The 23,233-nt window shown below is 73.8% G+C and carries 23 protein-coding genes; 12 read left to right on the forward strand and 11 right to left on the reverse strand.

All coding sequences use genetic code 11. The features are described 5' to 3' along the window. Positions 1–101: 101 nt before the first annotated feature. From msrB to ACFXPK_RS02820, 4 genes are all read right to left on the reverse strand, one after another. The gene (gene msrB / locus ACFXPK_RS02805; protein WP_385000742.1) at positions 102–509 is read right to left on the reverse strand and encodes a peptide-methionine (R)-S-oxide reductase MsrB; all 408 of its coding nucleotides are present in this window, start codon (positions 507–509) and stop codon (positions 102–104) included. A gap of 53 nt (positions 510–562) precedes the next feature. Beyond that, on the reverse strand, positions 563–1,969 hold the full coding sequence (gene murC, locus ACFXPK_RS02810; protein WP_385000745.1) for a UDP-N-acetylmuramate--L-alanine ligase: 1,407 nt from the start codon (positions 1,967–1,969) through the stop codon (positions 563–565). 82 nt (positions 1,970–2,051) lie between these two features. Next, the gene (locus tag ACFXPK_RS02815; protein ID WP_385000748.1) at positions 2,052–2,504 is read right to left on the reverse strand and encodes an indole-3-glycerol phosphate synthase; all 453 of its coding nucleotides are present in this window, start codon (positions 2,502–2,504) and stop codon (positions 2,052–2,054) included. A 193-nt stretch (positions 2,505–2,697) separates the two neighbouring features. After that, positions 2,698–3,525, reverse strand: coding sequence for a pyrimidine reductase family protein (locus ACFXPK_RS02820; RefSeq protein ID WP_385070857.1), 828 nt, complete (start codon positions 3,523–3,525; stop codon positions 2,698–2,700). 37 nt (positions 3,526–3,562) lie between these two features. On the opposite strand from ACFXPK_RS02820, the gene zapE reads away from it, so the two are divergent. From zapE to ACFXPK_RS02845, 5 genes are all read left to right on the forward strand, one after another. After that, positions 3,563–4,672: a cell division protein ZapE gene (zapE, locus tag ACFXPK_RS02825; RefSeq protein ID WP_385000754.1), complete on the forward strand. Its 1,110-nt coding sequence runs from the start codon at positions 3,563–3,565 to the stop codon at positions 4,670–4,672. A gap of 102 nt (positions 4,673–4,774) precedes the next feature. Then, positions 4,775–5,200, forward strand: a complete 426-nt coding sequence (locus tag ACFXPK_RS02830; RefSeq protein ID WP_385000757.1) for an OsmC family peroxiredoxin — start codon at positions 4,775–4,777, stop codon at positions 5,198–5,200. A gap of 118 nt (positions 5,201–5,318) precedes the next feature. Beyond that, a complete protein-coding gene (locus ACFXPK_RS02835; protein WP_385070860.1) occupies positions 5,319–6,683 on the forward strand; it encodes an alkaline phosphatase PhoX in 1,365 nt (454 codons plus the stop codon). 124 nt (positions 6,684–6,807) lie between these two features. Then, positions 6,808–7,704 (forward strand): PPK2 family polyphosphate kinase, encoded by an 897-nt coding sequence (locus ACFXPK_RS02840; protein ID WP_385070863.1) that lies wholly within the window; start codon positions 6,808–6,810, stop codon positions 7,702–7,704. 106 nt (positions 7,705–7,810) lie between these two features. Then, on the forward strand, positions 7,811–8,680 hold the full coding sequence (locus tag ACFXPK_RS02845; RefSeq protein WP_385000768.1) for a polysaccharide deacetylase family protein: 870 nt from the start codon (positions 7,811–7,813) through the stop codon (positions 8,678–8,680). 51 nt (positions 8,681–8,731) lie between these two features. Here the strand turns inward: ACFXPK_RS02845 and ACFXPK_RS02850 are convergent, their stop codons facing one another. From ACFXPK_RS02850 to ACFXPK_RS02865, 4 genes are read right to left on the reverse strand one after another with little or no spacing between them, the layout of a single operon-like run. Then, positions 8,732–8,899, reverse strand: coding sequence for a hypothetical protein (locus tag ACFXPK_RS02850; RefSeq protein WP_385070867.1), 168 nt, complete (start codon positions 8,897–8,899; stop codon positions 8,732–8,734). Between the two features lie 49 nt (positions 8,900–8,948). After that, positions 8,949–9,620 (reverse strand): ABC transporter, encoded by a 672-nt coding sequence (locus ACFXPK_RS02855; RefSeq protein WP_385070870.1) that lies wholly within the window; start codon positions 9,618–9,620, stop codon positions 8,949–8,951. Continuing rightward, entirely contained in the window at positions 9,617–10,582 is a 966-nt protein-coding gene (locus ACFXPK_RS02860) for an ATP-binding cassette domain-containing protein (protein WP_385070873.1), read from the reverse strand. Before ACFXPK_RS02860 ends, ACFXPK_RS02855 begins: the two co-directional genes overlap by 4 nt. Before the next feature lie 22 nt (positions 10,583–10,604). Next, a complete protein-coding gene (locus ACFXPK_RS02865) occupies positions 10,605–11,282 on the reverse strand; it encodes an AIM24 family protein (RefSeq protein ID WP_385070876.1) in 678 nt (225 codons plus the stop codon). 98 nt (positions 11,283–11,380) lie between these two features. On the opposite strand from ACFXPK_RS02865, the gene ACFXPK_RS02870 reads away from it, so the two are divergent. The 5 genes from ACFXPK_RS02870 to ACFXPK_RS02890 all read left to right on the forward strand — a co-directional run bounded on the left by ACFXPK_RS02870 (position 11,381) and on the right by ACFXPK_RS02890 (position 17,651). Continuing rightward, a complete protein-coding gene (locus ACFXPK_RS02870) occupies positions 11,381–12,190 on the forward strand; it encodes an aminoacyl-tRNA hydrolase (RefSeq protein WP_385070879.1) in 810 nt (269 codons plus the stop codon). A gap of 170 nt (positions 12,191–12,360) precedes the next feature. After that, entirely contained in the window at positions 12,361–13,137 is a 777-nt protein-coding gene (locus ACFXPK_RS02875) for a DUF4142 domain-containing protein (RefSeq protein WP_385000785.1), read from the forward strand. A 228-nt stretch (positions 13,138–13,365) separates the two neighbouring features. Next, the gene (locus tag ACFXPK_RS02880; protein WP_385000788.1) at positions 13,366–14,772 is read left to right on the forward strand and encodes a DUF692 family multinuclear iron-containing protein; all 1,407 of its coding nucleotides are present in this window, start codon (positions 13,366–13,368) and stop codon (positions 14,770–14,772) included. Positions 14,773–14,778: 6 nt separating this feature from the next. After that, positions 14,779–15,789, forward strand: a complete 1,011-nt coding sequence (locus ACFXPK_RS02885) for a TIGR04222 domain-containing membrane protein (protein ID WP_385070883.1) — start codon at positions 14,779–14,781, stop codon at positions 15,787–15,789. A gap of 218 nt (positions 15,790–16,007) precedes the next feature. After that, positions 16,008–17,651 carry an alpha/beta hydrolase gene (locus tag ACFXPK_RS02890; protein WP_385070886.1) on the forward strand — a complete coding sequence of 548 codons (1,644 nt, stop codon included), beginning with the start codon at positions 16,008–16,010 and terminating at the stop codon, positions 17,649–17,651. A 7-nt stretch (positions 17,652–17,658) separates the two neighbouring features. On the opposite strand, the gene ACFXPK_RS02895 is transcribed toward ACFXPK_RS02890, so the two are convergent. After that, the gene (locus tag ACFXPK_RS02895) at positions 17,659–18,138 is read right to left on the reverse strand and encodes a MarR family winged helix-turn-helix transcriptional regulator (protein ID WP_385000800.1); all 480 of its coding nucleotides are present in this window, start codon (positions 18,136–18,138) and stop codon (positions 17,659–17,661) included. Between the two features lie 270 nt (positions 18,139–18,408). On the opposite strand from ACFXPK_RS02895, the gene ACFXPK_RS02900 reads away from it, so the two are divergent. Continuing rightward, positions 18,409–19,482: an alkene reductase gene (locus ACFXPK_RS02900; RefSeq protein ID WP_385070888.1), complete on the forward strand. Its 1,074-nt coding sequence runs from the start codon at positions 18,409–18,411 to the stop codon at positions 19,480–19,482. 254 nt (positions 19,483–19,736) lie between these two features. On the opposite strand, the gene hemQ is transcribed toward ACFXPK_RS02900, so the two are convergent. Continuing rightward, complete coding sequence (gene hemQ / locus ACFXPK_RS02905) at positions 19,737–20,453, reverse strand: hydrogen peroxide-dependent heme synthase (RefSeq protein WP_385003958.1); 717 nt, start codon at positions 20,451–20,453, stop codon at positions 19,737–19,739. 4 nt (positions 20,454–20,457) lie between these two features. Then, the gene (gene hemG, locus ACFXPK_RS02910; RefSeq protein WP_385070893.1) at positions 20,458–21,918 is read right to left on the reverse strand and encodes a protoporphyrinogen oxidase; all 1,461 of its coding nucleotides are present in this window, start codon (positions 21,916–21,918) and stop codon (positions 20,458–20,460) included. Between the two features lie 145 nt (positions 21,919–22,063). Here hemG and ACFXPK_RS02915 point away from each other — a divergent pair, with 145 nt between their 5' ends. Further along, complete coding sequence (locus tag ACFXPK_RS02915) at positions 22,064–23,032, forward strand: DUF4349 domain-containing protein (protein ID WP_385070896.1); 969 nt, start codon at positions 22,064–22,066, stop codon at positions 23,030–23,032. Positions 23,033–23,233 lie beyond the last annotated feature (201 nt).

Below are 23,233 nucleotides of genomic sequence, written 5' to 3' on the forward strand. Positions count from 1 at the left end.
CGGGCGCCCGGCGGCGGGGGCGGGCGCGCGTCACTTGCTGCCGCGCGCCCCCCCCCGCGCGCGCGGGCCCCCCCCCCCCCCCCCCCGGGGGCCCGCTCGGCTCAGTCCTCGGCGGGCGCCAGCCGCAGCGAGATCGAGTTGATGCAGTACCGCTGGTCCGTCGGGGTCGGGTAGCCCTCCCCCTCGAAGACATGGCCCAGGTGCGAGCCGCAGCGCGCGCACCGCACCTCGACCCGGACCATGCCGTGCGAGCGGTCCTCGATCAGCTCGACCGCGTCCGTGTCCTTCGGGTCGTAGAAGGACGGCCAGCCGCAGTGCGACTCGAACTTCGTGTCGGAGCGGAAGAGGTCCGCGCCGCACGCGCGACAGGAGTAGACGCCGGTCGTCTTCGTGTCCGTGTACTCGCCGACGAAGGCGGGCTCGGTGCCGGCCTCGCGGAGCACCTTGTACTCCGCGGGCGTCAGCTCCGCGCGCCACTGCTCGTCCGGCTTGTCGATCTCGTACGCCATGACTCTCGCCTTCTCTGGGTCTTCGGGTCCGCCCGGCCGACCGTACGGGTGGGTCAGCGGGCCAGGCGGTCCAGGATCCGCGGGCCGAGGTCCGTGACGTCGCCCGCGCCCATGGTGAGAACGAGATCACCGGGGCCCGCCATTCCCGCCACCGCGTCCGCGACCGCGTCCTTGTCGTGGACGGCGGTGACCGCGGCGCCCGCCGTCTGCGCGGCGCGGACGATCAGGTCGCTGGTGACGCCGGGGACCGGGTCCTCGCGGGCCGGATAGATGTCGAGGACGAGCGAGGCGTCGGCGAGGGCGAGCGCCTGGCCCATCTCGGTGCTCAGCTCCTGTGTACGGGAGAACAGGTGCGGCTGGAAGACGACCAGCAGCCGGGAGCCGGGCTCCGCCGCCGCGCGCATCGCCTCCAGGTCGGCGGTCATCTCGGTGGGGTGGTGCGCGTACGAGTCGATGACCTGCACGCCCGCGGCCTCGCCCTTGAGCTGGAGACGCCGCTTGACCCCGGTGTACGTGCCGAGCGCCGAGGCGAGGTTGTGCGCGGGGATACCGAGGGCGACGCCCGCCGCGAGGGCCGCGACCGCGTTGAGGGCGTAGTGGCGGCCGGGCACGGAGACCGTGAAGGTGAGCAGACGGCCGCCGAGCAGGACCGTGACCTCGCTGGTCAGACCCCGTGCGGTGATCTTGTGGACCCGTACGTCGGCGCCGTCGGCCTCGCCGTAGGTGACGACCTTGACCGTGGCGAGGTCGCGGACCCGTGCGGTCAGCTCCACGGCGCCCGCCTGGTCCGCGGAGACCACCAGGGTGCCGCCCGGGACGATCTTGCCGACGAAGGTCTCGAAGGACTCGTAGATCTCGTCCATCGACGCGTAGTTGGCGTGGTGGTCCAGCTCGACGTTGAGGACGATCGCGACCTCGGGGTCGTACTTCTGGAAGCTGCGGTCGCTCTCGTCCGCCTCGGCGACGAAGATCTCCCCGCCGCCGTGCCGGGCGTTGGTGCCGGGGCCCGCCAGGTCGCCGCCGATCGCGTACGACGGGTCGAGGCCCAGCTCGGTGAGGGCGACGGCCAGCATGGACGTCGTGGTCGTCTTGCCGTGGGTGCCGGCGACCGCGATCGGCCGCAGACCGCCGCCCATCAGCGAGGCGAGCGCGTCGGAGCGGTGCACCACGGGCACCGACAGCTCGGCGGCGCGGGCCAGCTCCGGGTTGTCGGCCCGGATGGCGCTGGAGACGACCACGCAGGAGGCGTCGTCCGCGAGGTGGTGCGCGGCGTGGCCGATGTGCACGGTGGCCCCCAGCGCCCGCAGCGCCTGAGCGGTCTCCGACTCCTTCGCGTCGCTGCCCGCGACCTTCGCCCCGCGCTGGGCGAGGATCTTCGCGATGCCCGACATCCCGGCGCCGCCGATACCGATGAAGTGCGGCCGTTCCATGGCGACGGGGATACCGGTACCGGGTGCCATACGTGTCTCTCCCAAGGTGCGAGCGGGGTGCTGGGCAGGACCGACAGAGTACGTTCACAGGTGCCGGTGCCGTCGATTCACCCTATTCGCTGTGGGCGAAGAGTTTGAGCACCGGTACGCCGACCTTGTGACGGGCCCGGGAGGCCCAGTCCCGGTGGAAGAACTCCTCCACGTAGTGCGGTTCGGTCAGCACGATCACCTCGTCGGCGGCCGACTCCTCCACGACGGTCCTGAGCAGGTCCAGCGGGTGTTCCTCGACCACCTGGCCCACCGCCCGGGACCCCGCCGCGCGCAGCGCCCGCAGGGAGTGTTCGAGCGCCAGTTCGGCCGGCTGTCTGGCGGCCGTGCCCTCCGGCTGGTCGCCCTCGCGCGCCGCGTCCCGCAGCTCGCCGATCGCGACGTCGTCGATGGCGCGCAGCAGGACGTCCGCCTGGTCGCCGCGGGGTTGCATGAGCACCACGAAGGAGACCGCCTCGTCACCGTGGAGGGTGGTGACGAACTCCACGTCCTCCGGCGTCAGGGGCTTCTCGATCATCAATACGCTTGTGAACACGACAGGCGCCCTTCTGTTCCACTGAGCTGTTCCACTGAGCTGTTCCGCTGAGTCCGACCCGGCCACTTGGCGCACCGGCCCTCGGGCCCGCTGCGGAAACCATCCTTCCCCGTGCCCGCACGGGCTCTGAGAATAAGTCTGCCCAGCGGAAGCTAACCGGAACGGTGAATTCCGCTCATTGTCGGACGCGCCGGTACCGGGTGAAGAGGAAGCCGTCCTGCTCCAGCAGGGACGCCAGCGCGAACCGCTCCGGTACGGCGACGCCCGGACCGCCCGCGACGCGCTGCGCGTCCCCCGCGGTGAGCGTCGGGGAGAGGGTCAGACACAGCTCGTCCAGGACGCCCGCCGCCACGAACTGGCCCAGCAGCCTCGGGCCGCCCTCGGTGAGCAGCCGGGCCAGGCCGCGCTCCGCGAGGGCGCGTACGGCGCGTACGGGGTCCACCGCGGCGCCCTCCCCCGCGACGATCACCACCGCGCCCGCCTCCTCGGCGGCCAGGACCCGGTCACGGGGCGCGGCGGCGCCGGTCAGGACGAGCGTCGGGACGGAGGGCGCGGTGAACAGCGGCGCCGACAGGTCCAGGTCCAGGCTCGCGGTGACGACGGCGATCGTGGCCGCGGGCGGCTGGCCCGCGGCGGCGCGCCGCGCGGCGAACGCCTCCCGGGCGCGGGCCGGCCGGTACCCCTCGCGCCGAACCGTTTCCGCCCCCACCACCACCGCGTCGGCGAGCCCGCGCAGCGTGCCGAAGATCCGCATGTCGGCGTCGGAGGAGAGGGCGTGCGACAGTCCGTCGTGCTGGGCGGCGCCGTCCAGGGTGGAGACCATGTTGGCGCGCAGCCAGACCTGGCCGGCCTCCGGCTCCCCGCCCGGTGCGCGCTCCGGGTAGGCGTACGCCTCGGCCAGCTCGTCGAGGCTCCACTCCCGCCCCTCCGCCTCGGCGCCGAACGCGAGGTCAGCGGGGGTGCCGGGCGCTGTCTGATCGGTCACAGGGAACAGGCGTCGCATGTCCAGCAGTCTGGCACGGAGCATAGAGTGAGGAGTTGTGTCGTCCTCCACCACCGCCTCCGGCCACGCCTCGACCGCCGGGGCGACGCCTCTCTCCCTCCGCGCCCGCGAGCCGCGCGTCCCCGCCGACCTGCTGGTCGCGGAGATGGTGCCGCCGCCCCGCTTCGACTCCGTACGTTTCGACACGTACGTGCCCGACCCGAACCAGCCGAGCCAGTCCGAGGCCGTGACCGTCCTGGACGCCTTCGCCGCGGGGCTCGGCGGCGCGCACCGCGTCGGGGGTCCCGGGGCCCCGGGCGGCGGGATGCGCCGCTGGTTCGCGCGGAAGCCGCAGGCCCCCACGGGACCGCGCGGGGTCTATCTGGACGGCGGGTACGGCGTCGGCAAGACGCATCTGCTGGCCTCGCTCTGGCACGCCACCCCGGCGCCGCCCGAGCTGAAGGCGTTCGGCACGTTCGTGGAGCTGACGAACCTCGTCGGCGCGCTCGGCTTCCAGCAGACCGTGCAGACCCTCGGCGGCCACCGGCTCCTGTGCATCGACGAGTTCGAACTCGACGACCCGGGCGACACCGTCCTCGTCTCCAGTCTGCTCGGCCGGCTGGTCGAGCGGGGCGTGGCGCTGGCCGCGACGTCCAACACGCTGCCGGGAAAGCTGGGCGAGGGGCGTTTCGCCGCCGCCGACTTCCTCCGGGAGATCCAGGGGCTCTCCGCCCAGTTCCGGCCCCTGCGCATCGACGGCGAGGACTACCGCCACCGGGGTCTGCCGGAGGCGCCCGCCCCGTACTCGGACGAGGCCGTGACCCGGGCCGCGTACGCCACCGAGGGCGCCAGCCTGGACGACTTCCCCGGGCTGCTCGACCATCTGGCCTCGGTCCACCCGAGCCGGTACGGGGCGCTCACGGAGGGGGTGCGGGCCGTCTGTCTCACGGATGTGGTCCCGGTGCCCGACCAGTCGACGGCGCTGCGGCTCGTGGTCCTCGCCGACCGGCTGTACGACCGGGAGGTGCCGGTGCTCGCCTCCGGGGTGCCGTTCGACCGGCTGTTCAGCGACGAGATGCTGAACGGCGGCTATCGGAAGAAGTACTTCCGGGCGATCTCCCGTCTCACCGCGCTGGCGAGGGACGCGAAGGGGCTGGTCACCCCGTAGGTTCCAGTAGGTTGGGGGCTTTGGGGGCCGCAAACCCCCGTGCCGGGGCGGTCGGCCCCCGTGACCGCCCCGCACCTCCGTTGACCATCGGAAGGAACCATCATGGCTACCGTTCGCACCGCACACACGGACTGGGAAGGCGAACTGCTCAAGGGTTCGGGCACCGTCACCTTCGACTCCTCCGGCATCCCCGAGCAGGCCGTGTCCTGGCCGTCGCGCGCCGAGCAGGCCAATGGGAAGACCAGCCCGGAAGAGCTGATCGCGGCCGCCCATTCGAGCTGCTTCTCCATGGCGCTGTCGCACGGTCTGACCGGCGCGGGCACCCCGCCCACCAAGCTGAGCACCAAGGCCGACGTCACCTTCCAGCCGGGTGAGGGCATCACCGGCATCCACCTCACCGTGGTGGGCGAGGTCCCGGGTCTGGACGAGGACGCCTTCCAGGCCGCGGCCGCCGACGCCAAGGCGAACTGCCCGGTCAGCCAGGCCCTGACGGGGACGACCATCACGCTGAGCGCCTCGCTCGCCTGACGGCGGCGCCCCACGCGACACCAGAGGCTCGCGGTGACCCGCATGGTTCACGTGTCCCATGGACACGTGATACACACATGCGGGTCACGTCTCCTGTCCGCCAGCAGGGAGTTGCCTCATGTCCGCAACACGACGTCAGATCCTCGCCCGCAGCGGTGCCACCGCCGCGGGCATCGTCTTCTCCGGAGCCGTATCGGAGCTGTTCACCGGTACGGCCGCGGCACGGACCATGGGCCGGGGTGGCTACGGCCCCCTGGTCCCCGACCCGAACGGCCTGCTCGATCTGCCGAAGGGCTTCCGCTACAAGGTCCTCTCCCGGGAGGGCGACCCGCTCCGCTCCGGCGAGGGCCGGGTGCCCAGCAACCACGACGGAATGGCCGCCTTCGCGGGCCGTCGCGGCCGGGTCCATCTCGTACGCAACCACGAGAACCGCGTCACGGCGCGGATCGGCGTACCGACCGTCGACGGTCTCACCTACGACCCGGCGGGCAAGGGCGGCTGTACGGCGCTCGAACTCGACGGGCGCGACAACGTCCTCGGTGAGCGGGTCGCCATCGCCGGGACCGCCGTCAACTGCGCGGGCGGTCCCACCCCCTGGGGCACCTGGCTGACCTGCGAGGAGACCGAGGACCGCGCAGGCACCAACGGCTACACCAAGGACCACGGCTTCATCTTCGAGGTCGACGGCGCGGATCCGCGCCGTACCGGAGCCGTACCGCTGACCGCCATGGGCCGCTTCCAGCACGAGGCGGTGGCGATCGACCCCGGCACCGGCGTCGTGTACGAGACGGAGGACGCGTTCGAGAAGCCGTTCGGGCTCTTCTACCGCTTCCTCCCCGAGAAACCGCGCGGCGGTACCGGCTCGCTGCGCGCGGGCGGGGCGCTGGAGGCCATGCGGGTGCCGGGGGTGCCCGACCTGTCCACGGTCACGGAGACCGGCGCGACCTTCGACCGGATCGAGTGGGTCCCCGTACCGGACCCGCTGGCGCGGGAGACCCCGATCCGCTTCCAGGACTTCGGCGCCGGGGGCATCACCCACGCGCAGAAGCTGGAGGGCTGTTACTGGGGCGACCGGTCGGTCTACTTCGTGTCCAGCTTCGCGCACAGCGCGGACGGCTCGGCGGGCGACCACTACGGGCAGGTCTGGAAGTACGAGCCGCAGCGGCGCCGGCTCACGCTGGTGATCGTCTTCGGCCCGGACACGGACATCCAACTGCCCGGCGAGTCCCCCGACAACATCTGTCTGGCGCCGGGCGGCGGCCTGATGGTGTGCGAGGACGGCGGGGGCGCGCAGCACGTGTTCGGGGTGACGCGCCGGGGCGAGGTGTACGCGATGGCGCGGGGGGCCAACAACGTGGGCACCCCGGAGGATCCGGAGTGGGGCGAGTTCGCCGGGGTGACGTTCTCGCCGAACGGCTCCACGATGTACGTGAACTGCTACACGCCGGGGACGACGTTCGCGGTGACGGGCCCCTGGCACTGACCCGTCCGTACGCCCGTGACGGCGCGCCCCGCGACAGCACCAGCGGTCGCAGGGCGCGCCGGTCCGTCGCATCCTCGGGTGAGGGCCCTTCCGTACGGGGCCGACCGAGCGGAAGGGGTGCGCGGTGGCCACGAAGGGCGGGAAGCGGGGAGAGCGGCGGGGAGCGGCGCCGGACCTGCGTGAGCTGCTGCGCGTGCCCGAGGGCGCCGCGGTCGACCTCTCCGGGTACGACACGAGGGCGACCCCGGGCGGCCCGGCGGACAAGGCGGCGGGCCGGGCGGCCCTGGGGGCGCTGGCCGGCCGCCTGACCGGTCTCCAGGACCGGCTGTACGCCTCCTCCACGGCGGGCGACACCCGGCGCGTGCTGCTGGTCCTCCAGGGCATGGACACCAGCGGCAAGGGCGGCACGGTCAAGCATGTGATCGGGCTGTTCAACCCGTCCGGCTGCCGGATCAGGGCGTTCAAGACACCGACGCCGCGGGAGCGGAGCCATCCGTTCCTCTGGCGGATCCGGCGGGCGCTGCCCGAGCCCGGCGAGATCGGCATCTTCGACCGTTCGCACTACGAGGACGTCCTGATCGCCCGGGTCCGCGCGCTCGCCTCCCACCGGGAGCTCGCCGACCGGTACGAGCAGATCAACCACTTCGAACGGGAGCTGACGGACGCCGGGACGACGATCGTGAAGGTCTTCCTGCACATCGGCTACGAGGAGCAGCGCGACCGGCTCCTGGCCCGGCTGGACAACCCGGACAAGCACTGGAAGTTCCAGCCGTCCGACATCGCCGACCGGGCGCTGTGGCCCGCCTACCAGGAGGCGTACGAGCTGGCGCTGCGGCGCTGCTCCACCCGGGCGGCGCCCTGGTACGTCGTCCCGTCGGACCGCAAGTGGTACCGCAACTGGGCGATCAGTACGCTGCTGCTCGAACACCTGGACGCGCTGGCCCCGGAGTATCCGGCGGGCGACTTCGACGTGGCGGAGAGCCGCGCGCGGCTGCTGGCGAAGGACCCGCCGGGCCGGTGATCCCGCGGGGCCGATCGGGTCCCCGCCCCCTGGAGCCGACACGCGACTTCCGCGGGCGCGAGTGCCGTACACCGATTCCAGGTAGATCATCATATATTTTCCGCCTGTGACCAGATATGTACGCACGCGCACCGCCGTCGGCGCCCTCGGGACGCTCGGTCTGCTCGGCGCCGCCCTCTCCGGGTGCGCGGACGCCGGCCGCGCCGCCGCCGGGCCCGCCGCCGCCGTCTCCCCCTCCCCGCACACCGCGACGCCCGGCCCCGCCACGGCCAAGGGCCCGCCCACCATGGTCCCGGGGCCCGACGGCCTGACCCCGGTCTTCCAGCGCGGCGCCCCCGCCGCCGGGAAGACCGTGGCCCTCACCTTCGACGCCGACATGACGGCCGACCAGGGACCGCGGGCCGCGCGCGGCGAGCGCTTCGACAACCCCTCGCTGATCGCGCTGCTGCGCCGGCTCGAAGTGCCCTCGACCGTCTTCATGACGGGGCGCTGGGCCGAGGAGTACCCGACCCAGGCGAAGTCGATCGGCACGGACCCGCTCTTCGAGATCGCCAACCACTCGTACAGCCACTACGCCTTCACCGCCGACTGCTACGGGCTGCCGGTCGTCGGCAAGGAGCGGATGGCCGAGGACGTCCGGCGGGCCTTCACGGCGTTCCGTACGGCGGGGGCGCGCAACGTGGTGCCGTACTTCCGCTTCCCCGGCGGCTGTTACGACAAGGCGGCGCTGCGCGCGCTCGCCCCGGAGAAGGTGACGGCCGTCCAGTGGGACGTCGTCAGCGGGGACGCCTTCGCCACTGACGCGGACGCCGTCGCCGACCAGGTACTGGCGGACGTGAAGCCCGGCTCACTGGTGGTGATGCACTGCACGCGCAGCGCGGCGCCGGTGACGGAGGACGCGGTGCGCCGGATCGTGCCGGAGCTGCGGGAGCGCGGCTACCGCTTCGTCCGGGTGTCGGAGCTGATGGCGCACTGAGGGACGGGGAGGCCCGGCGGTGGTACCGGCCGTGGTCCCGGTCAGGGGTCGTCAGCCCGAGCAGGCCGTGCGCTGGGCCTCCTGCCACTCGCAGACCGGGCAGAGGGTGGCGCCCCTGACCGTCTCCGGGTGCTCGGTCGGCTCCCCGCACAGCACGCAGTCCGCGTACGCCGTCCCCTCCGGTTCCCCGGCCGTCCGCCCGCTTGTCCGCTCGCTCATACGGCCGAGCCTACTGGGCCCGGCCGTTCCGCGGAGGCGGCCGGCCCGCTCAGCCGTCCCGCCGGGTGCCGATCACGCATGCCACCGCCGCCGCCACACCCGCCACCAGCAGGGCCGCCACCAGCTCGGGGCCCGGCGGCGCGGCCTCGCCGGTCAGCGAGCCGGTCACCAGGCCCGTGACCGCGTACCGCGCCGGGGACCCCGCGATCACCAGCGCGGCCAGCGAGACCACCGTCGTGGCGGCGATCGACCAGCCACGGGCCCGCAGCAGCGGCCTGTTGCAGAGCGCGCCGACGGCGGCGCCGACCAGCAGACAGACCAGCGCGGCGAGCAGCCCCGCCGTACCGGCGGACACCACGTCCACGTCGACCGTGAAGTTCGCGTTCTTCGGTTCGCTGATCAGGATGACGAGCACCGTGCCCGCCGCCCCGATGGCGCCCGCGACGGCCACGGCGGCCAGCAGTGCGGCGAGATGCGCCCGGCGCGCCCCGGCCGCCGCGCCGACGACCGCGCGGGAGGCCGCCGGTTCCTGGGTGACGCAGATCCGCACCAGCCAGGCCGTGACGGGCAGCAGGGCCGCCGCCGCGTATCCGAGCGAGTCCAGGATCGGCTGCCCGGCCTGCACCCCGACGACGAGGAAGATCCCGTACAGCAGGAGCGGCGGCAGCCAGCGCTGCGAGCGCAGCAGCAGGGCTATCTGGTAGTTGAGCACTCCGGTCATGAGGAGAGACGCTCCCTCTCGGTGGCGGCGGACCCGGACCGGGCGGCGGGCGTTCCGGAAGCGGCCGACGCGGCGGGTCGGCCGGAAACGGCCGGCGGGGCGGCCTCCCCCACCTCCCTGATGTGCCAGGGCGGGCCGGCGGTGAGCAGCGTGCGCAGCAGCGCGTCGGAGTGCTCCGCCGCCACCGTCAGCAGGACGGCACCGTCCTCGGCGGCCAGGTCGTAGGCCGGAGCCCCGGGCAGCTCCGCCGCCGCCTCCTCGTCCAGCGGGGCGTCCGGTGGCCCCTCGGCGAGGATCCGTACCACCGCGCCGGGCTCCCCGTCCGGGTCCTCGGCGGGGAGCGCGCTCTCGGTACGGGAGACCACGGCGCCGTCCACCACCCCGTACAGCACGTCGGACGGCCCGGCCGACCGGCGCGGGTCGTGGTCGACGAAGACGACCGTGGCGCCCGCGGCGACCCGCTCGGCGACCGCCCGGTCCAGCTCGCCGCGGGCCGCCGTGTCCAGCCCCGTCCACGCCTCGTCGAGGACCAGCAGCTCGGGCTCGGCCAGCAGCGCCTGCGCCACCGCGACCTTCTGGCTGGTGCCCTTGGACAGCTCGGCCATCGGTGTACGGGCGTGCTCCGGCGCCCCGAACCGCTCCAGCCACTCGACGGCTCGGGCCGCCGCGACATCGCGCCGCACCCCGTGGATCCGGCCGAGGTGCATCAGATACCCGGCGGCGGTGAAGGGCAGCTCGACGGGGAAGCGCTCGGGCACGTACGCCGTGCGCGGACGGCCGCCGATACGGCCCTCGGTCGGCGTGTCGATACCGGCGATCAGCCTCAACAGGGTCGATTTCCCGCTGCCGTTCTCGCCTTCGACCCGGACCAGGCCGCCGCCCGGGGGGAGTTCGAGATCGACCCCGCGCAGTACCCAGGGCCCGCGGAGGCCGTAACGGCGGCCCACACCTTGGAGGTTCATCCGGGCATGATCTCAGCTCGCGTCAGTGCGCGGTGTGCTTCTGAGGAGACGCCTCGCTCGGTCGTACGATCACGAACCCCTCGCCCTGGAGCATCAGTTGGACGGCCTCGCCGGATCCGCCGCGGATCATCGAGCCCACGGACTGGGAACGATGCAGGGATGTACCGAGTTGTGCGCTCCAGCCGACGACGGCGTCCGTGTCGACGTACACCGGGGCCTGTGCCGTGACGGGAATCACGATGGGATCGCCCTCACAGATGATGCCGAGCCTGCCGTGTCCGGTGAAGACACTGTTGAAGAGACCGCCGCCGGTCATCCCCGCGCCCTTCACCGTCTTTATCTCGTAGCCGAGGGTCGGATCGAAGCAGAGCACGTTGCGGCCGTTGATGGTGAGGGCGTCGCCCTGCTCCACCTCGACGATGAAGCAGTGGGCCGCCTCCTGGGCGAGCCACACCTCGCCCTGCCCCTTCACCGTCATGAGCGGCAGCCCCTCACCGGTGACCGCCCGCTTGAGGAGCCCGCCGAGCCCCTGCCCCTTGCGCTCGAACTCCAGCGAGCCGCGGTAGGCGACCATCGCCCCCTGCCGCGCGTACATCTCGCCGTGGACGACGTACTTGATCGACTTGGAGTTCTGGAGGGTCATCCCGGGCGCGGTGGCCGGCTGTGCCATGTGTTCCGTGGAGAAAAGGTCGCTCTTCATGCCGTGCATCGTCGCCCGGACCGGTGCCTTCCGCCAAGAGAGGTCCGGCCAGGAAATCCGCGGGCCGCCCGGGGCGCGACGGCTGGCAGACTGGCCCCGTGAGCAGCGAGAGCAACGGGAACACCCCCGTGGACAGTCCCTTCCGGCACGAGCCGGCCGCCCGTGACGAGGCCCCGCAGTACGTACTGCCGCTGGTGGTCCGGATCGAGAAGGCCGCGCCCCCGGCCCGTACCGACGCGCTGGAGACGGCGGCCCGCGCGGTGCTCACCCTGCTCGCCGACGAACGGGCCCTGGGCGAGGGCGCGGAGGAGGGCGAGTGGGCGCGGGCGGTACGCGACTGGCAGGACGCCCGGATCCGCAAGGTGGTGCGGCGGGCGCGCGGCGCGGAGTGGCGCCGTGCCGGCGCGCTCCCCGGGATCACGGTCACGGGGAGCGGCCCGCCGACGCCGGAGCGGACCGCCACGGACGAGGTCCCGGAGGTCCCGGAGACCTCGACGCCGCCGTCCGTCGCCGAGGTACGGGTCTTCCCGCCGGTCCCGCTCGACGGCTGGCCCAAGGAGCTGGCCAAGCTCCAGGTCTCCGGCACCGACCTGGACGACCCCGCGCCGCCGCCCCCGGCCGACCCGGCGCACCCGGTGCTGTGGCTGAGCCCCGACCTCGCCATGTCGGCGGGCAAGGCGATGGCCCAGGCCGGGCACGGCGCCCAACTCGCCTGGTGGGAGCTGTCGGAGACGGACCGCGCGGCCTGGCGCGACGCGGGCTTCCCGCTCTCGGTCCGTACCGCGGACGCCGCGCACTGGCGCCGGCTCACCGCCGCCGGGCTGCCGGTGGTCCGCGACGCCGGGTTCACGGAGATCGCCGCGGGATCGTGCACGGTGGTCGCCGACCACCCGGCGCTGCGCCGTTGATCCGGCGCCCCGGAGGGACCCGCGCACGGCCGACGATCATCGATCGCGACCGCGTTGAACACATCCGGTCCGCCGTGCGTATTCCTCCGTACCGCCACGCGGGTTGAACAGCCGCGCTCTCAGCGGTCGGTTCAGCGGTGTCAGTTTTCGGTTCGGGAGGCAGCACATTGTTGCGACGTATCAACGGTTCGGCGCTCATCATCGCGGCATTGGTCGCCACAGTGGCGGCACTGGCCTTCCCCGTGTGGTCGTACGCCGACCGTTCCGGGACCGGGCAGGCCAACATCAACGCGTCGTCGGTATCCACCCAGTGGGGTCCGCTGACCGCCACCGACCGTGACTTCCTGGTCAAGGTCAGGCTGGCGGGGCTCTGGGAGCTGCCCGCCGGGCAGCAGGCCCTCGAACGCGCGCCCACCAAGGCGATCAAGGAGTGCGGCGACCACCTCGTCGTGGGCCACACGGACCTCGACAGACGGTCCCGCGACGTGGCGGCGAAGCTCGGTGTCGAGCTGCCCAACCAGCCCAACGAGCAGCAGCAGGGCTGGCTCAGGGAGCTGTCGGCGGCCACCGGGCAGGAGTACGAGCAGAAGTTCGCCAACCTGCTGCGCAACGCGCACGGCAAGGTCTTCGCCCTGATCGCGCAGGTACGGCACACCACCAGGAACACCCTGATCCGCCAGCTCGCCAGCGACGCCAACATCACCGTCCTCGACCACATCACCATGCTGGAGGCCACCGGCATGGTCGACTTCGACGCGATCGCCAACGAGTTCGCCGGCACCGTGACCGCCAGCCCCACCGGCCCGCCGCCCCCGAACGGCAACCTGCCCCCCGCCGCGGACCCGGTGGAGCCGGGCCCCGACGCCACGGTGACCTCCGAGCCCTCCACCGGGCCCGGCGCCCCGACCTCGATCAACACCAACCGCCCGGCCCCGGACGCGAGCTGACCCCGGGCGGCCCGCCACCCATGTGACACGGTGCCTCCCCCGCACACCGGCGGGGGAGGCACCGTGCTGTGCCGTACGGGAGACCGGTCCCGCAGCGCGGGGCGGGGAACCTCAAATCAACCTCTGAACGTCCTCCGTCCAGGATTCGCCGTGGCGTTCCCGGGGCCATGACCCTCACACGACCGCGAGCGGGACCGCGCACGGAGGAGTCCGCGACAGGGGGAGACCATGAACGACACACCACGTCTGGGCACCGGTATCGGCTGGCGTCCGGAGATCGCCGACACGGTGGAGGCCCTGCCCGGGGTCGACTGGGTCGAGGCCGTCGCGGAGAACCTGTGCGCGGGCCATCTCCCCGCGTCGCTGGTACGGCTGCGCGAGCGCGGCGTCACCGTCGTGCCGCACGGCGTCTCGCTCGGACTCGGCGGCGCCGACCGGCCCGATCCGGGACGGCTGGCGGATCTCGCGGAGCGCGCCGGGGCCCTGGGCTCCCCCCTGGTCACCGAGCACATCGCGTTCGTACGGGCCGGAGGTCCGCGCACCGCGTCCCCGGTGCTCGAAGCGGGCCATCTGCTGCCGGTGCCGCGCACCCGCGACGCGCTGCGGGTGCTCTGCGAGAACGTACGGATCGCGCAGGACGCGCTGCCCGTGCCGCTCGCCGTGGAGAACATCGCCGCCCTGATCTCGTGGCCGGACGAGGAGATGAGCGAGGGGCAGTTCCTCGCCGAACTGGTCGAGCGCACCGGGGTCCGGCTGCTCATCGATGTCGCCAATCTCCACACCAACCAGGTGAACCGCGGCGAGGACCCGGCGAAGGCGCTGGACGAACTCCCGGTCGAGGCCATCGCGTACGTCCATGTCGCGGGCGGGATCGAGCGCGACGGCGTCTGGCACGACACCCACGCCCACCCGGTCACCCGGCCCGTCCTGGACATCCTCACGGAGCTGCGCTCCCGGGTGGCGCCGCCGGGCGTCCTGCTGGAGCGGGACGACGACTTCCCGCCCGCGGCGGAGCTGGCGGGCGAACTGGCGCTGATACGCGAGACGCTGGAGGCCGCGGGGTCGCGTACGGGGACGGGCTCGCGTACGGGGACGGGGACGACGGTACGGGGTCCGGGTCCGGCCGTTCCCGTACGGGACGCCCCGGGCGCGGCGGCGGAGGAACCCACCGGCGCCGCCGACCCGTCCGAGGCGGCCGACCCGTTCGACGCGGCCGACCCGTCCGACGCGGCCCGGGAGCGGCTGGCGCTCGCCCAGACCGCGCTGCTCTCGGCGCTGGTCGCGGGCACCCCCGTACCGGAGGGGTTCGATCCGCGCCGTCTCGGTGTGCAGAGCCGCGCCCTCGCCGCCAAGCGCGCCGGTGTCGTCGCCAAGGTGGCTCCCGAGCTGCCCGGAATCCTCGGCCGGGGCTTCCGGCCCGCGTTCCTCGCGTACGCCGCGCACCGGCCGATGCGCGGCGGATACCGCAGGGACGCGCTGGACTTCGCCGAGTCCCTGCTGATCGAGGGGCGCCCCGAGGACCCGGCGGCCCGGCGCCGGCTCACCCTGTGGTGGCAGGAGCGCGCGGGGGCGCGCCCGCCGCGCCGGGTGACGCGGCTCGTCCGGGCGGCCCGTGCCGCGCTGGTCAGGGGGTGACGGGCGATGACCTCCCTGCCCGTACTGGCCGCGCATCTCGCGGTGGTCGCCTCGTCCGTGACGCTGATCTCCGGGGTGGCCGGTTCACGCGGCCGGGGCGCGGAGGGCGCGGGCCCGCTCCACGACCGGGCGGAGGCCGCGTTCCTCGGCGGCGGCCCCGGGCGGGTGGTGGACGCCGCGCTCGCCGGGATGCACGCGGACGGCCGGATCTCGGTCGGCGGCCCGGGGATCGTCGCCGTACTCCGGCCGGTCGCACAGGACCCCGTCGAGCGGTCGGTGCTCGACGCGCACGCGGCGGCGCCGCACGGCGGGCTGCACGCGCTGCGGCTGGCGGTGATGCGCGGCCCGGACGTCCAGCGGATCGGCGACGCGCTCGCGGCGCGCGGACTGCTGGTCCGTCCCGAGCGGGCCCGGCCGTGGAAGCGGTGGGGCACGCTCCAGGCGGTGCTCTGTCTGCTGGCCGTCCCCGTCACCTTCGCCGTGGCCTTTCTGTCCGCCTTCCACGACGACGGTCTGGGCGACGGCTTCGAGAACTTCGCCCTTCTGCCCACCCTGGTCGTCGGCGCCGTCGTCGGCCTGGTCTCCGTCTCCGTCGCGGGCCGCCGGGTCACGAAGGCCGGGCGGCGGGCCCTGCGCGCCTTTCTCGCCGGGCAGGCGTCCGCCCCGCCGTCCGCCGCCGGGCAGGTCGCGGCACACGGTCCGGCCGGGGTGGCCGACCCGCTGCTGCGGGCGCAGTTGCGTACGGCGGCGGGGCTGCGCCCCGGGCGGGACTTCTCGCCCGCGCCGTACACGGCCGCCGGAACCGTGGGGTGGTGCTCCGGCGCGCAGCCCGGTTCGGGGACGGGGTGCGGCGGGCCCGGGTCGGGCTGCGGCGCCGGCTCCTGCGGAGGCGGAAGCGGCGACTCCGGCTCCGGCTCCAGTTGCGGCGGCGGTGGAGGCGGCAGTAGCTGCGGAGGCGGCTCCAGTTGCGGCGGAGGCGGGGGCGGCAGTAGCTGCGGAGGCGGCGGAGGCTCCTGAGCCGGCGCCCGGACGGGCCCCTTCGCACACTCCCGCCCGTTCCGCACGCCGGGCGGTGCCCAGGAGTGGCCCCGGGGCGCATCGGGGTCACGGGCCTCCGACACCGCTCGCCGGTCCTTGCCAAGCCCCGGCCCGCTGCCGACCCTCGTCGTGCCGTCGCTCCCCCGGCTTCCGAGGGGGGCGCCGGACCGCTCCCCCGCACGTACGAAGGGAACACGATGAGAGCAGTCGCGAAGTACGGGGCTCTGACGACCCTCGGCTCCCTGGTCCTGTCGGCCCTCGTCGCCGTCCCGGCGGACGGCGCGGCCGCCCGCAGCGCCCCGGACGCCGCCCCCGCCACCGCGGAGTCGCGCGGGGTGGCCAGGGCCGCGGCGCGCGCCGCGGCCACCGGTGTCGCGTTCGGCGCCTGCCCCGAGGCCGAGAAGCTGCCCGCCCCCGTCACCTGCGGCACCGTCGAGGTCCCCCTCGACTACGCCGCGCCCGACGGGCCCACGATCGGCCTCACCGTCAGCCGCGTCGCGGCGAGCGGCCCCGCCGACCGGCGGCAGGGGGCGCTCGTCTACAACCCGGGCGGCCCCGGCGCCTCCAGCATGTACTTCCCGCTCGCCGCCGAGGTGAGCCAGTGGAAGCGGATCGCCGCCGCGTACGACCTGATCGGCTACGCGCCGCGCGGCGTCGGCCGGTCCGCGCCGCTCTCCTGCCAGGACCCGGCGGACCACGCGAAGGCGCCGACCCAGGCACCCACGCACCCCTCCCCGTCGTACAAACGGGAGCGGATCGCCGAGGCGAAGGCGTACGCGCGGGGCTGCGCCGACCACGCGGGAGAGGCCCTGCGCCACTACCACTCCCTCAACAACGCCCGCGACCTCGATGTCCTGCGCGCCGCGCTCGGTCAGCGGAAGCTGACGTTCATGGGCGCCTCCTACGGGACGTACTTCGGCGCCGTCTACGCGACGCTCTTCCCCTCGCACGTACGGCGGATGGTCTTCGACTCCGCCGTCGACCCGGCCCCGGACCGGATCTGGTACCGCAACAACCTCGAACAGTCGGCCGCGTTCGAACGGCGCTGGGAGGACTTCAGGACCTGGGTCGCCAAGCACGACGCGACGTACCACCTGGGCACCGACGCCGAGCAGGTGCGGCGGAGTTACGAGCAGGTGCGCGCCGGGGTCGCGCACGAGCCGGCGGGCGGCAAGGTCGGCCCCGGGCAGCTCCAGGCGGCGATGCTCGGCGCGGGCTACTACGACGACTACTGGGCGCTGCGCGCCACCGCGCTCTCCGAGTACGTGAAGGGCAACCCCGAGCCGCTGATCGCGCAGGCCACGCCCCGCCCGGCGGCCGCCGCGAGCGGCGAGAACGCCAACGCCGTCTACACCGCCGTCGAGTGCAACGACGCGCCGTGGCCCACCCAGTGGCCGGTGTGGGACCGCGACAACACGGCGCTCGCGCTGCACGCCCCGTTCGAGACCTGGGACAACGCCTTCATGAACCTGCCGTGCGCCTACTGGCCGGCGCCCCGGCAGGAGCCGGTCGACGTCCGTACCCGTCCGGGCGCGCTCCCGCCGACGCTGATCCTGGCGGCGGAGCGGGACGCGGCCACCCCGTACGCGGGGGCGCTGGAGCTGCAACGGCGGCTGGCGGGCTCGGTGCTGGTGACCGAGCGGGACGCCGGGACGCACGGCGTGTCGGGCGGCGACAACCCGTGCGCGAACGCGTATCTGGAGGAGTACCTGCTGAGCGGACGGACCCCGGCGCGGCGCACCACCTGCGCCCCGCACCCGGAACCGAACCCGATCTCCCTCGAACCGGCCGACACCCGCGCCGCCCTGCGCGGCAGGACCGACCCGGCGCCGCGCCTCTGACGGCCCGCTATCCGAGGGGCGCCTGTCGTTCGACCGCCACGCCGAGGCTGTCCTCGATCCGGGCCAGCACGCCGATCATGACGTCCCGTTCGTCCGCGCCCAGACCGTCGGCGACACCGGCTTCGAGCTCCGCCCAGATCTGTTCCACCTCGGTGCGGAGCGCGAGGCTGGCCGCGGTGGGTTCGATGATGGTGGCGCGCCGGTCGGTCCGGCTGGGCCTGCGGCGGACGAAGCCCGCGTTCTCCAGCCGTCTGACGGTACGGGTCATGGTGGCCGCGTCCGAGCCGAGCAGCCGTACGAGGTCCGTCTGACGCTGCGGACCGAGGTCCCAGAGCTGCATCATGACGAGTTCCTGTCCGGGGTGCAGCCCCACGCGGCGCAGGAGTTGCCCGGCGAGCATCCGGTGCAGGCGGGCCACCCGGAAGATCGCGTGGCTCATGGGCCCCGCCTGTACCGAGGGCGGCAGCAGGGGGCGTGCCACGTCCATGGCGGGCCCCTCGTCCCCCGTCGCCGCCCGGGAGGGTTCGGCGTCCGGCTGCTTCGTCATGTCGCTCACGCCCCTCGCGCTGGTCACTGTCCGGACAGCGGCACTCTACCCGTCGTCCCCTTCAGGGCCGGGGGACGGAACTGCCAGCATCTCAACGGCGTGACGTGACGCAGGTCACGGTGGATCAGGAATGGATCAGCGGATTTACCTGTTCGGACAGGTAACGGCATCGCGTGGTGCCGGACACCCGAACCGAAGAGGAACGCGATCATGACGACGGCCTTCTCCCCCTACGACCTCGGCTCCGTCCGCCTGTCGAACCGCATCGTGATGGCCCCCATGACCCGCAGCCGCGCCCACGGCCCCGGCGGGACCCCCACGGAGCTGATGGCGACCTACTACGCACAGCGGGCGGGCGCCGGCCTGATCGTCACCGAGGGCACCCAGCCGTCCGTGGTGGGCCAGGGGTACCCGGACACCCCCGGGATCCACTCCGCCGAGCAGATCGCGGCCTGGCGCGAGGTCACCGACGCCGTGCACGCCGAGGGCGGCACGATCTTCCTTCAGCTCATGCACACCGGGCGGGTCGGCCACCCGAGCCTCATGGGTCTCGACCCGGTGGGCCCCTCCGCGGTCGCGGCCGAGGGACAGGTCTACACGCACCAGGGGCCGCAGGACTTCGTCACACCGCACGAACTGACGGAGGCGGAGATCGCGGAGACCGTCGCGGACTTCGCCACCGCGGCGCGCAACGCGGTCGAGGCGGGCTTCGACGGGGTGGAACTGCACGGCGCCAACGGCTATCTGATCCACCAGTTCCTGGCGCCCGGCTCCAACCGGCGCGACGACGCCTGGGGCGGCAGCCCCGAGCGGCGGATCCGCTTCGCCGTCGAGACCGCGAAGGCGGTGGCGGAGGCGATCGGCGGTGACAAGGTCGGCATCCGCATCTCGCCCGCCAACCCCTACAACGACATCGACGAGAGCGACCCGGCGGACCTGGAGGCCACCTACACGGCCCTCGTGGACGCGCTCGCCCCGCTGGGCCTCGCCTACCTGCACCAGATGGAGGCGCAGGGGGTGCGCGATCTGGTCGTACGGCTGCGGAAGGCATGGCCGGGCACGTTCGTCCTCAACCCGTTCACGGGCACGGACCCCACCGGCCCCGAGGCGCTGACGCTGATCGAGGACGGCACCGCCGACCTGATCGCCTACGGCGCGCTCTTCCTCGCCAACCCGGACCTGCCCACGCGCCTCGCCGCGGGCGGCCCCTTCAACGCCCCCGACCCCGCCGCCTTCTTCGGCGGCGACCACGCCGGCTACACCGACTACCCGGTCCTCGGCTGACAGCACCGACCCGGGTTCCATCGGCCGCGACCGGGGCGGAACGGGCTGGACCGGGGAAGAACAGGATTCTTCCCCGCAGGTCACAGCGTTTCCGCAGGCCGGCGGCCGATGGGAACCCGGAGCCGAACCCGGTGTCGCTGGACGGGCGTGCGCGCAGCAGGGAACTGCCGCCGCCCGTCTGATCTTCCGGGTGGGGTGGGGCCGGGGGCGGGGGGGGCGGCCGCGCCCGCCCCCCCCCCCACCACGTCATTCCGTCACGCCAACCCTGCCACGAGGTCCGCGACCGACTTGCGGCGGCCCGTGTAGAAGGGGATCTCCTCCCGCACGTACAGCCGCGCCTCGGACGCGCGCAGATGACGCATCAGGTCGACGATGCGGTACAGCTCGTCGGCCTCGAAGGCCAGCACCCACTCGTAGTCGCCGAGCGAGAAGGAGGCCACGGTGTTGGCGCGTACGTCAGGGTAGCCGCGCGCCATCTTGCCGTGGTCGGCGAGCATCCTGCGGCGGTCCTCGTCGGGCAGCAGGTACCAGTCGTAACTGCGGACGAAGGGGTAGACGCTCACGTAGTCGCGGGGCGACTCGTCGGCCAGGAAGGCCGGGACGTGGGACTTGTTGAACTCCGCGGGGCGGTGCAGCGCCATGTTCGACCAGACCGGCTCCAGCGCGCGGCCGAGCCGGGTCCGCCGGAAGCGGTTGTACGCGTCCTGCAGCTCGTCCGCGGTCTCGGCGTGCCACCAGATCATGACGTCGGCGTCGGCGCGCAGCCCGGACACGTCGTAGGTGCCGCGTACGGTGACGTCCTCGGCGCCGAGCTGGTCGAACAGCTCCTGGACCTCGTCCGCGTAACCGGTCCGGTCCTCGGGCAGCACGTCGCGCAGCCTGAAGACGGACCACAGCGTGTAGCGGATGACCTCGTTGAGGTCCTTGGCCTTCTTGCCGGCGTTCGGGATCTTCTCGGGAGCAGCAGTCATGGGCCTATTCTCCCGCGCCGCGACCGGTGCCCGGCGCCAGGGTCGACGTGGCGATGATCTCGTCCGCGGCGCGCCGGGCGCTCGCGACGCAGGCGGGGATGCCGACGCCGTCGTACGCGGCGCCGCAGACGCGCAGCCCGGGGAGTCCGGCGAGGGAGTCGCGGATCCGGGCGACCCTGGCCTGGTGGCCGACCGGGTACTGGGGCAGTCCGCCGGTCCAGCGGGTCACCTCGTGGGCGACCGGGCGGGCGGTGAGACCGGTCGCCTCGCGCAGGTCGCGCAGGGAGACGTCGAGGAGTTCGGTGTCCTCGCGCTGGAGCTGTTCCTCCTCGCCGTACCGGCCGATCGAGGTGCGCAGCACGAACAGGTCGGGGGCTGCCCGGTCGACCCATCCCCATTTACGGGTGGAGAAGGTCGACGCCTTGATGGTGCGGCCGTCGACGGGCGGGACGAGGAAGCCGCTGCCGTCGGGCAGCGCACCGGCGTCGGCGCGCCGGAAGGCCATCGTCACCAGCGCCATCGACGCGTACTCGATCGCGGCGAGTTCGGCGGAGGCGGCCGGTGACTCGTCGGCGAGCAGCGCGGAGGCGGACCACGCGGGGGTCGCGAGGACCACCCCGTCGGCGGTCAGTTCGCGCAGATCGGGGCGGGTGGGGTGGCCGGTGCGCAACTGCCAGCCCTCGGCGGTACGGGTCAGGGCGAGGACAGGGGTCTCCAGCAGGATCTCGCCGCCCCCGGCCCGTACGGCGTCGGCGACGGCGCCCGGCAGACGTCCCACGCCGCCCTCGACGCCGGCGAAGACGGGTCCGCCCCGCTGCTGGGCGGCGGCGCGTTCCTGGATCGCGCGGACACCGGCCAGCAGCGAGTCATGGGCCGTGGCGGCTTCGAAGAGCTGGGGGACGGCCGCCTTCATGGAGATGCGGTAGGCGTCGCCCGCGTAGACCCCGCCGAGCAGCGGTTCGACCAGCCGGTCGACGACCTCGCGGCCGAGCCGTTCGGCGACGTACGCGCCGACGGCGACATCGTCCCCGACCTCGGTGGGGGGCAGTTCCGGTTCGCGGGCGATCCGGGCGAGCCCGTCATCGGAGAGGAGCCCGGCGAGGGCGGCCGGGTCGCCGGGCACGCCCATCACATGGCCCTTGGGCATGGGCCGCAGCGCGCCGCGCGTCCAGACGGAGGCGGTGGTGGCGGTGGGCGGCTGGAGCAGCGGTCCGAGTCCGACGGCCTCGGCGAGGTCGACGGCCTCGGGACGGCGGGCGAGCATCGACTCGGCGCCGAGGTCGACCGGGGCGCCCTCGATCTCGCCGGTCCGCAGCTTGCCGCCGAGCCGGTCGGTGGCCTCCAGCAGGGTGACCCGGATCCCGGTGCCCAGCAGCCGGTGGGCGGCGGCGAGACCGGCGATGCCGCCCCCGATGACGACGACATGGCCCGGATGCGTGTCCACGTGCTGCGCGCTCGACTCCATGCCCCCACTCTCTCAAACGTGTTGTTCCCACCCGTACCGAGTCCTGACCGTGACCGCTTCGGGACCGTGGGACGGCAACCCGTGCAGGGGACCCGTACGTCGAACCGGCACCATCAACCGGATTCCTGGGGGGACCATGCGTGCGATGCCCGCGTTCGCGGCGGCACTGCTCACCGTTTCACTCGCGCTCGCCGGATGCAGCGCGGGCACCACCGACGAGGCGTCCTCGAAGGGCGCCGCCCGGCCCGCGGAGGGGCGGGGCGGGCAGGCGGCCGACCGGGAGGCGGGGGCCGGTGCCGGTGCCGGTGACACCGGCGCGTCCGGCGCCCCGGCGGCGACCGGGGCGCCGGGCGCGGACGGGAGGAGCGCCGCTCCCGCCGGGGTCCATGTGATCCGTACCGCCGAGCTGACCGTGCGCGTCGAGGACACGTCGAAGGCGCTCTCCACGGCGCGGGCGGCGGCCGGGAAGGCCGGCGGTCTGGTGCAGGACGAGGTGACGGAACGGGACGAGGACAGCGGGGCGACCTCGCGGATCGTGCTGCGTGTCCCGCAGGCTTCGTACGACACCGTGCTGGCCGAACTGTCCGGCACCGGGAAGCTGTTGTCGCGCAAGGCGAACGCCGAGGACGTCACCGACCAGGTCGTGGACGTGGAGAGCAGGGTCGCCTCGCAGCGGGTGAGCGTGGCGCGGGTACGGAAGTTGATGGACCGGGCCACGAGCCTGAGCGATGTCGTACGGCTGGAGGGCGAGTTGAGCAGCCGTCAGTCGGCGCTGGAGTCGCTGCTCGCCCAGCAGGCGTCGCTCAAGGACCGCACCACGCTGGCGACGATCACCCTGGAGCTCTTCGAGGACCCGGTCGTGCGGGAGGACGGGAAGGCGGAGGATCCGGGGTTCCTCGACGCGCTGGGCGGCGGCTGGGACGCGCTCCTCGCGACGGTGCGGTGGATCGGGTTGGTCCTCGGCGCGGTGCTGCCGTTCGCCGCCGTGTTCGCGGCGCTCCTCCTGCTGTGGCGGCTGGTGCGAAGGCTGCTGCCCGCCAGGGCTCCCGCGGCCGGGCCCGTGGAGCCCGTGGAGCCCGCCGGAACCGCCGGGCGGGGGCGCGAGGAGGACTGACCGGCTCCGCCCGCGTAGCGTTCCCCTCCGGTACGACCTCATGAACAGGGACCGGAGGGACGCGCAATGGCGGCGGAGCGCATGGTGGTCATCGGGGGCGGGGGGGCGGGCGGGGCGGCCCCGCGCGCGCCCCCCCCCGGCCGCGGCGCGGGCGGCCGGGGGCTAGTCGGGGGCTGGCGCGCGGGCGCTCACGCCTCCAGC

It is taken from the genome of Streptomyces sp. NPDC059142 (genome assembly GCF_042755665.1).
Classification (GTDB): Bacteria; Actinomycetota; Actinomycetes; order Streptomycetales; family Streptomycetaceae; genus Streptomyces.